General features: G+C 33.0%; 9 protein-coding genes. All 9 read left to right on the forward strand.

From position 1 onward, the window contains the following. Window positions 1-64 precede the first annotated feature (64 nt). Complete coding sequence (locus L6Q46_RS10305; RefSeq protein ID WP_026725866.1) at window positions 65-484, forward strand: IS1 family transposase; 420 nt, start codon at window positions 65-67, stop codon at window positions 482-484. Between the two features lie 97 nt (window positions 485-581). Next, window positions 582-1958, forward strand: coding sequence for a porin (locus L6Q46_RS10310; RefSeq protein ID WP_291284229.1), 1377 nt, complete (start codon window positions 582-584; stop codon window positions 1956-1958). Between the two features lie 21 nt (window positions 1959-1979). Next, window positions 1980-2240, forward strand: a complete 261-nt coding sequence (locus tag L6Q46_RS10315) for a DUF4212 domain-containing protein (protein WP_291284230.1) — start codon at window positions 1980-1982, stop codon at window positions 2238-2240. 23 nt (window positions 2241-2263) lie between these two features. Then, window positions 2264-4012 (forward strand): sodium:solute symporter family protein, encoded by a 1749-nt coding sequence (locus tag L6Q46_RS10320; protein ID WP_111565876.1) that lies wholly within the window; start codon window positions 2264-2266, stop codon window positions 4010-4012. A gap of 86 nt (window positions 4013-4098) precedes the next feature. Beyond that, a complete protein-coding gene (locus L6Q46_RS10325; RefSeq protein WP_194095559.1) occupies window positions 4099-4293 on the forward strand; it encodes a hypothetical protein in 195 nt (64 codons plus the stop codon). After that, window positions 4286-6979 carry an ATP-binding protein gene (locus tag L6Q46_RS10330; RefSeq protein WP_291284231.1) on the forward strand — a complete coding sequence of 898 codons (2694 nt, stop codon included), beginning with the start codon at window positions 4286-4288 and terminating at the stop codon, window positions 6977-6979. The genes L6Q46_RS10325 and L6Q46_RS10330 overlap by 8 nt, the downstream gene beginning before the upstream one ends. A 6-nt stretch (window positions 6980-6985) precedes the next feature. Then, complete coding sequence (locus L6Q46_RS10335) at window positions 6986-7348, forward strand: response regulator (protein WP_291284232.1); 363 nt, start codon at window positions 6986-6988, stop codon at window positions 7346-7348. A gap of 32 nt (window positions 7349-7380) precedes the next feature. Continuing rightward, window positions 7381-8046, forward strand: coding sequence for a hypothetical protein (locus L6Q46_RS10340; protein WP_291284233.1), 666 nt, complete (start codon window positions 7381-7383; stop codon window positions 8044-8046). Window positions 8047-8233: 187 nt separating this feature from the next. After that, window positions 8234-9241: AMP-binding protein (locus L6Q46_RS10345; protein WP_291284234.1), on the forward strand; the 1008-nt coding region annotated here is incomplete at its 3' end.

The raw sequence follows: 9241 nt of genomic DNA on the forward strand, positions 1-9241 counted from the left end.
ATTTTTATCATATTATTTTTTGTATATTTTGCAAAATTAGTATATTTATGCAAAAATTATATATATGGAGATTTTATCCTGTCCAAAATGTCAAAGTGATAATATTGTAAAAAGTGGCATCATCAAAGATAGACAGCGCTATTTATGTAAATCTTGCAATTATTACTTCACTGTCAATAAATTAGGAAAAAAGATAGATGATTACTACGTAACCAAAGCTTTGCAATTGTATCTCGAAGGTTTGAGTTTTAGAGAAATCGAACGTATTATTGGAGTTTCGCACGTTTCTATTAGTAATTGGGTGAAAGAGTTTAAAATTAAGAAACCACCACATCCTAATTATCATCCTACTTATAAGATTTTTAAGCACAATGAGCTGGTTGAATTCCTTCAAAACAAAGACCAATTGTCAGGTGCGGGTATGATTATTACAGAACTTGGAGATAAATTCATGCTAATAAAATGGGAACGTTTTAAAGATTAACTATACTCTTTAACAAAAATATATACTGTAATTTTTTTCGTTAACATAATTTTAGAATTTGGTCAGGCAGAAATGCCCAACTAACCAAATTTTAATTATGAAAAAATTACTAACTATTTCAGGATTATTTTTATCTCTGCTAGTATCCGCTCAGGGTTCACCTGATTATGGAGGAGGTTTAAAATTCAACTTAAATCCAGAAGGAACCAAATACATGCGTTTTATTGCATGGAATCAAATTTGGCTTCGTTCAACTGATTTGAATCCGGGTTCGATGATTGGAGATGAATCCGTTTCTTCTTATGAAGATGCTGGCTTACGTCGTTTGCGATTATTAGCTTATGCTCAAATTTCTCCTCGTTATATGATTTTGACTCATATAGGAATTAACAATCAAACTTTTATTAACGGTGGTGCTTCAGGTTCGGCAGGAACTGGTGGATATGGAGCTGGCAAAAAACCTGGTTTATTTTTCCATGATGCATGGAATGAATATGCTGTAGTTTTGCCTCAAGAATCTAAACCATTTAGTTTATCAGTTGGAGCAGGATTACATTATTATATGGGATTATCTCGTATGACAATGTCTTCTACCTTGAATTATTTAACTGTTGATGCTCCAATTTTCAACTGGCCATTAATTGAAAATTCAGATCAGTTTGCAAGACAAATTGGAATTTTCGCAAAAGGGAAATACAATAAATTAGAATATCGTTTTAGTATCAATAAACCTTTTGCTACAAATCAAACACCAACTAATGTTACAGATGCTAGCATTGCAAGAGCTGTTGATAATAACAATGTGACGCAATGGTCTAAAGCAGGTTATGTGGAATATCAATTCTTTGATAAAGAAGCTAACTTTTTACCTTATAAAGTGGGAACTTACTTAGGAACTAAAAAAATGTTCAACATTGGAGCTGGTTTTTATAACGCACCGAAAGGAACACAAACTTCTGTAAACGGAGTAATTGAAGAACATCCAATTAATTTATTTGCTGGAGATGTTTTCTTAGATATGCCTATTGGAGCAAAAGAGAAAAAAATGGCAATAACAGCTTATAGTGTTTTCTATAATTATGATTTCGGACCAAATTATTTAAGAAATCTTGGAATTATGAATGAAAGCATTGCAGATCCATCGTTTTCTGGTTCACCAGCATTAGCAGGAGCAGGAAACCTTCAAGCAATGATTGGTACAGGAAATATTTGGTACACACAAGCGGGTGTTTTATTACCAAGCAAAAGCGAAAAACCAAAAGTAAGAATTCAACCATTTGGAGCGTATACTTATAAAAACTTTGATGCTTTAGAAAAAGCAAGTAGCCAATTTGATTTAGGAGCGAACTTTTTCTTAGATGGTCACCATGCAAAAATCACTACACAATATTCAACTCGTCCAGTTTATACGGCTGTTGATAAGATTGATAAGTATAAAGGCGAATTCATTATTCAATTACAAATCTATTTATAACAACTAATAAAACTATTCATTATGAGTGATCAAAAACACGCTACGGCATATTGGAAGGAAAATTTAAAATACCTTCTAATTTTATTAAGCATTTGGTTTCTATGTTCGTATGGAGCAGGAATTCTATTTGTAGACCAATTAAACACAATTAAACTAGGTGGATTTCCATTAGGATTTTGGTTTGCGCAACAAGGATCAATGTATGTTTTCGTAATCTTAATTTTTGTCTATGTTCGTTTGATGAACAAATTAGATAAAAAATATGGTTTTGATAACGATTAATTTAACTTTAAACTATTAAAATCATGGATGTAAAAATTTGGACCTATATTATTGTAGGAATTACGTTTGCTATATATATTGGAATTGCAATTTGGACCAGAGCGGGTTCTACTAAAGAGTTTTATGTTGCTGGAGGAGGCGTTTCTCCATTAGCGAACGGTATGGCAACAGCTGCCGATTGGATGTCTGCCGCATCATTTATTTCAATGGCCGGAATCATTTCTTTTGCAGGTTATGATGGAGCTGTTTACTTAATGGGTTGGACCGGAGGTTATGTACTTCTCGCATTACTATTAGCACCTTATTTAAGAAAATTTGGGAAATTCACCGTGCCTGATTTCATTGGAGATCGTTATTACTCAAAAACTGCTCGTTCAGTTGCTGTTTTCTGTGCTTTGATTGTATCTTTTACTTATGTAGCAGGTCAAATGCGTGGAGTAGGAGTTGTATTTTCAAGATTTTTAGAAGTTGAAATTAACACAGGTGTTATCATCGGAATGGTAATCGTTCTTTTCTACGCTGTTTTAGGAGGAATGAAAGGTATTACTTATACGCAAGTAGCACAATACTGTGTGTTGATTTTCGCTTTCATGGTTCCTGCGATTTTCATTTCAATTCAAATGACAGGAAATCCAATTCCACAATTAGGAATGGGTAGTACCGTTGCAGGTGAAGATGTTTATTTATTAGATAAATTAAACGGTTTATCAACAGAATTAGGTTTTGCGGAATATACAGATGGTTCTAAATCTATGTTAGATGTATTTGCAATTACTTTAGCTTTAATGGTAGGAACTGCAGGATTACCACACGTAATTGTTCGTTTCTTTACTGTGAAAAACGTTAAAGATGCTCGTAAATCTGCTGGATTAGCTTTAGTTTTTATCGTTATTTTATATACGACTGCACCAGCTGTTTCTGTTTTTGCAAGAACTAACTTAATCGAAACGGTAAGTAATAAAGAGTATGCAGAAATGCCTCAATGGTTTAAAAACTGGGAGAAAACAGGTCTTTTAATGTTCAATGATAAAAATGCAGATGGAAAAATTCAATATGTAAAAGGTGATGCTTTTATGTTGAAAGACGGAAAACCTCAAAAAGACCAACCAAATGCTGAAAATGCAAACGAATTATATATCGATAACGATATCATGGTTTTAGCAAATCCAGAAATTGCAAAATTACCAAACTGGGTTATTGCATTAGTTGCGGCTGGAGCTTTAGCGGCTGCGTTATCAACTGCTGCGGGTTTATTATTAGTAATTTCGGCTGCCGTTTCTCACGATTTAATTAAGAAAATGGTGAATCCAAATATCTCGGAAAAAGGAGAATTATGGAGTGCTCGTATTTCTGCTGCTGTAGCGGTTGTAGTTGCAGGTTATTTTGGAATTAATCCACCTGGATTCGTTGCTGCCGTGGTAGCATTAGCTTTCGGATTAGCTGCTGCGTCTTTCTTCCCAGCGATTATCTTAGGTATTTTCCATAAACGTATGAATAAAGAAGGAGCTGTAGCCGGAATGGTTGTGGGTATGGGCTTGATGTTATATTACATGGCAAAATACAAATTAGGATGGATTGGCGAAATGCCAGACAAATCAGAATGGTGGTTTGGAATTTCTCCTGAAGGATTTGGTACAGTTGCTATGGTTGCTAACTTTATTGTAGCACTAGTAGTAAGTAAATTTACTCCAGCACCACCTCAAGAAGTTCAAGATATTGTTGAAAATATCCGTATTCCTTCTGGAGCGGGTGAAGCAGGAGCTGCACACTAATTTTTTGGTTCACTTAATATTTTACAACTCTGCTCTTGTTTTTCGAGAGCAGAGTTTGTATTTTTAAAAAATGTAAGCTATTCAATATGAAAAAAAGACATCAGCAAAAATTAGTTGTTTTATCGTTGTTACTGTTATTGGTATTGAATTTACCAATCGTTTTGCTATTTGATAGCGCTGATAATGTATTGGGATTTCCGGTCATTTACATTTACATTTTTTCAGTTTGGTTATTTTCAGTTTTAATGTCTTGGATAGTAGTACAACGTTATTATGAATAGTGCGATTCTTTTACTTATTTTATTAGGCTACTTGGGTATTCTTTTTTTTATTGCACATTGGGCAGAAAAAAAAGAAAACATCAAATGGACTAATAATTCCTATATCTATTCTTTATCATTGGCGGTATATTGTACGGCTTGGACGTATTATGGAAGTATTGGAGTTGCTGCTAATTCAGGCTTAGGCTATTTACCTATTTATATTGGACCAATCATTATAATTCCTGCTTGGATTATTATTTTGAAGAAAATCATTCGTATTTCTCGAGTAAATAAAATCTCAAGTATTGCCGATTTTATTTCGCTTCGCTACGGAAATAGTCGTTTTTTAGGTGCTATTGTAACAGTGGTTTGTTTGGCTGGAATTATTCCTTATATCGCACTTCAATTAAAAGCAATTTCGGAAACATTTCACATTGTAACCCAAACCAATACAAGTTCTTACATTTTTGATGATACCACAACTTATGTTGCCATCGCTTTAGCCTTATTCGCTTCTTATTACGGAACACGTTATGTAGATGCTTCCGAAAAACGTAAAGGAATTGTCACTGCAGTTGCTTTGGAAAGTGTGTTGAAATTAGTTTTCTTCTTAATCGTTGGAGTTTACGTAACATTCTTCGTTTTTGAGGGTTATGATGATATCTATGCAAAAGCATCACTTTTAGAGAACTTCAAAGAGAAAAATACCATTGGCGGATTAGAACAAGGATTAAACTGGTTCTTTTTAAGTATGGTTTCGCTTTTTGCTATTTTCTTATTGCCAAGACAATTTCAAATGTCGGTGGTAGAAAATAACAGAGAACGCCATATTAAAACGGCGATTTGGTTGTTTCCTTTGTACTTATTGTTGTTCAACCTTTTTGTGTATCCAATTGCTTGGGGCGGAAACGTATTGTTTGATGGAAAAAATGTCAATGCCGATACCTATTCGCTATTAATTCCTCAGTTTTTCAACAATCAAACACTAACAGTTTTAGTTTTCCTTGGAGGATTTTCAGCAGCTATTTCAATGATTGTCGTTTCGAGTATCAGTTTATCGACGATGCTGAGTAACAACTTGTTAATTCCGTATACTTTTTTAGGTAAATTGAAGAATGAAGAACAAATCATCAACAACAAAAAGATTGTTAACATTCGTAAAATCGGAATCTTTTCTCTAATTATTGCTGCTTATTTCATTTATCGATTTTTCGCTTTAGATTACAGTTTGGTTTCTATCGGATTGATTTCGTTTGTCATTATTGCTCAATTAGCGCCAGCATTTTTCGGAGCCATTTTCTGGCGAAGAGGTTCAAGATTAGGAGCAATTTATGGTATTCTAATCGGATTTATTATTTGCTTATACACACTTTTAATTCCTTATTCAATTGGGTTAACCAATGGCGAAAGTTCTTTTATTTCGGAAGGTTTTATGAAAATTGGTTTGTTAAAACCTTTCCAACTTTTCGGATTGGATTATTTGCAACCTGTTCCGCATGCTTTGTTTTGGAGTATGTTGTTTAATACCTTGACTTATTTTGCGGTTTCGGTTAGTTTTAAAGGAAATTACCGAGAACGTAATTATGCCGAAATGTACGTCGACATCGATAAATACAGCACCAATCACGAAAATGCATTCGTTTGGAAAGGAACCGCTTATACTCGTGATATAGAAAAAGTCTTAATTCGATTTTTAGGTGAAGAACGTACGAAACGCGCTATGAATATCTTCAATGTGAAATACAACGTAGATAAAGATCAAGAATTAGCTGATGCGAGATTAGTGAAATTCGCAGAAAATTTATTAACGGGACATATTGGAACTGCTTCGGCACGAATTCTGATTTCAAGTGTAGTGAAAGAAGAAAAAGTCACTTTACCCGAAGTTCTAAAAATTCTAGAAGAATCAAAAGAAAATATCACCATCAATAAAAAATTGACGGAAACTTCGAACCAACTTCAAAAAATCACTTCAGAATTACAAAAAGCCAACGAAACGTTGGTTCGAAAAGACGTTCAAAAAGACGAATTTTTAGACACAGTGACACACGAACTTCGTACACCAATTACCGCTATTCGAGCTGCGAGTGAGATTTTACATGATGATGATGAAATTCCAGAAGAATTAAGAAAACAGTTTTTACAAAACATCATTTCGGAATCGGATCGATTGAATCGTTTGATTGATAAAATTTTAGATTTAGAGAAATTCGAAACCGGAAAACAAACCATTCATCCGAGTCAAAACAACTTAATTGCTACGATTGAGCATTCGATTGAACCGCTAAAACAGTTGATAAAGAATCGAAATATCAGCGTTTATGTCGAAAGTAAAGACACGGTTTTGGCTTATTATGACGAAGATAGAATCATTCAAGTAGTGACCAATTTATTATCAAACGCTATTAAATTCTGCCCTGAAACCGATGGTTTAATCACTATTCAAGTCAAAAAGAAGGATAATTTTATAGAAACTTCAGTGCAAGACAATGGAAAAGGTATCAATCCTAACGATTTTGAAGTTATATTTGACAAATTTTATCAAGCTTCCAATCAGAATTTCAAAAAACCCGTTGGTAGCGGATTAGGATTAGCTATTTGCAAACAAATTATTGAACATCACAAAGGTAAAATTTGGGTACAACCAAGTATAAAAGGCGCTTGTATTGTATTCACTTTACCAGTAAAAAATATTGAAAATTAAGAGATCATGAAGAAGATTTTAATAGTAGACGACGAACCAAATATCGTAATGACACTTGAATACACCTTCAAGAAAAGCAATTACGAAGTTTTTATAGCACGCGACGGACAAGAAGCATTAGATATTTTAAAAACCAATTACCCAGATGTCATCATTTTAGATATCATGATGCCTATGGTTGATGGTTTTGCGACATTAGAACAAATCAGAAAAGACGACAATTTACAACATACAAAAGTCATGTTCTTATCCGCAAAAAACAAAGAAAGCGACATTGAAAAAGGATTAGCTCTTGGTGCTGATGCATACATGACGAAGCCGTTCTCGATTAAAAAAGTGGTGGAAAAAGTGGAGGAGTTGATGGGGTAATTATCGAAATAAACAATAGTTGAAAATATTAAATGAAATTAAAAATATCAATACTAATAATAATTGCTTCATTCATTCTTATGGGATTTTCTATATTCAAAAAGCAAACAAAAGAAGAAAAATTTTGGAATTGGGTTTTAAAAAACAAGACCAATCTTGAAAAATTTATTAATTCAGATTTGGAGGATTATACTATATATAATGAATTGAATAAACAAATTAAAGAATATAATTCTATTCTTTATGCTGAAATGACACTAACAAAAAAAAACGAGGTTGTACTAATAATAACTCCTGATGGAATTCCTGAAGGAGTTCTTCCTACACAAAAATTATATAATTCGAAGCCAAATTTAAAAAATTGGATAGTTAAAAAATTCAGACAACCTTTAGATGAAGTTAAACTTAATTTTAGGGGTTTAGAATATGATAGCTCTGATATTATAATTGTTCCTGAATTTGACACAGAAAGAAATAAAATCAATATTAAAATATTCATTACAAATATGAATTTAGATATTGATAGATATCAATCTTTGGCTTTTTTATATTTAGATCATATTTTAGGTGAATATAACACGATAACAAAAATTGGCTATATAGATTTTTTTCATTTGGATAAAAATAAAAAAATTGATGATGGAATTTCAATTTTAGAGTTAAGAAGACTAATTGATTTAAAGTTAAATAGAGAATAATTGAGGGCTTAATCAATTAATTTTAGTTCATATTTCTTTTGGCCATTTTTTTTATAACATTAAAAGCCCTAATACTCATAAACTATCTAATTTAAACTATACCTATTTAGCAACATTAATTCATTTAGCATTATTTTATTTTCTACATTTACTAAAGAAAATAAATCACATAAATTGAATAATACAAATGAATTATTGCGATATATACAATAAAAGTATTACTTCTTCTGAAGAATTCTGGAAGGAACAAGCCAATCAATTAGAATGGTATAATTTACCTTCCAACATTTTATCAACCGATAAAAACGGCTATCCCTTATGGTTTGCTGATGGAAATTTAAACGCTTGTTATCTTGCCGTTGATAAACACATTCAAGATGGTTATGGCGAACAAGTAGCAATCATCTATGATTCACCCGTTACACAAACTGTTAAAAAGTATACATTTAACGAAGTAAAAACCGAAGTAGCCAAATTAGCTGGAGGTTTATTGTCACTTGGTTTAGAAAAAGGTGACACTGCTGTAATTTACATGCCAATGATTCCTCAAGCTGCTTTCGCTATGTTGGCTTGCGCACGAATAGGAGTAACGCATTCGGTAGTTTTTGGAGGTTTTGCACCACATGAATTAGCGATTCGTATTGATGATTGCGAGCCAAAAGCCATTATCACCGCTTCATCAGGAATTGAAATCGATAGATTAATTGCTTACAAACCATTAGTAGATGAAGCTATCGAATTAGCGAATCACAAACCTGAAAAAGTAGTCGTTTTCAATAGAAAATTAGGAGCTAGAGTTCCATTTAAAAAATACGATGTCGATTATGATGCTTTAGTTTACGGTTCGGAAGAAACACCTTGTATTCCCGTAAATGCGACACATCCTTTGTATATTTTATACACTTCTGGAACAACTGGAAAACCAAAAGGAATAGTCAGAGATACAGGTGGTTATGCTACAGCACTTAAATTTTCAATGCAACATATTTACGATGCAAAAGAAGGCGATGTTTTTTGGGCCGCTTCTGATGTGGGTTGGGTAGTAGGACACAGTTATATAGTTTACGGACCATTAATTAATAGAAATACTACTGTTTTATTCGAAGGAAAACCAATCCGAACTCCTGATGCGAGTACGTTTTGGCGTGTTATTGCTGAGCATAAAGTAAATGTTATGTTTACAGCTCCAACAGCC

Source organism: Flavobacterium sp., assembly GCF_023151265.1.
Taxonomy (GTDB): domain Bacteria; phylum Bacteroidota; class Bacteroidia; order Flavobacteriales; family Flavobacteriaceae; genus Flavobacterium.

Excerpts from the sequence above, each read along its gene's own strand:
- L6Q46_RS10305 (WP_026725866.1), top strand. The coding sequence starts at position 65 with ATGGAGATTTTATCCTGTCCAAAATGTCAAAGTGATAATATTGTAAAA.
- L6Q46_RS10310 (WP_291284229.1), top strand. The coding sequence starts at position 582 with ATGAAAAAATTACTAACTATTTCAGGATTATTTTTATCTCTGCTAGTA.
- L6Q46_RS10315 (WP_291284230.1), top strand. The coding sequence starts at position 1,980 with ATGAGTGATCAAAAACACGCTACGGCATATTGGAAGGAAAATTTAAAA.
- L6Q46_RS10320 (WP_111565876.1), top strand. The coding sequence starts at position 2,264 with ATGGATGTAAAAATTTGGACCTATATTATTGTAGGAATTACGTTTGCT.
- L6Q46_RS10325 (WP_194095559.1), top strand. The coding sequence starts at position 4,099 with ATGAAAAAAAGACATCAGCAAAAATTAGTTGTTTTATCGTTGTTACTG.
- L6Q46_RS10330 (WP_291284231.1), top strand. The coding sequence starts at position 4,286 with ATGAATAGTGCGATTCTTTTACTTATTTTATTAGGCTACTTGGGTATT.
- L6Q46_RS10335 (WP_291284232.1), top strand. The coding sequence starts at position 6,986 with ATGAAGAAGATTTTAATAGTAGACGACGAACCAAATATCGTAATGACA.
- L6Q46_RS10340 (WP_291284233.1), top strand. The coding sequence starts at position 7,381 with ATGAAATTAAAAATATCAATACTAATAATAATTGCTTCATTCATTCTT.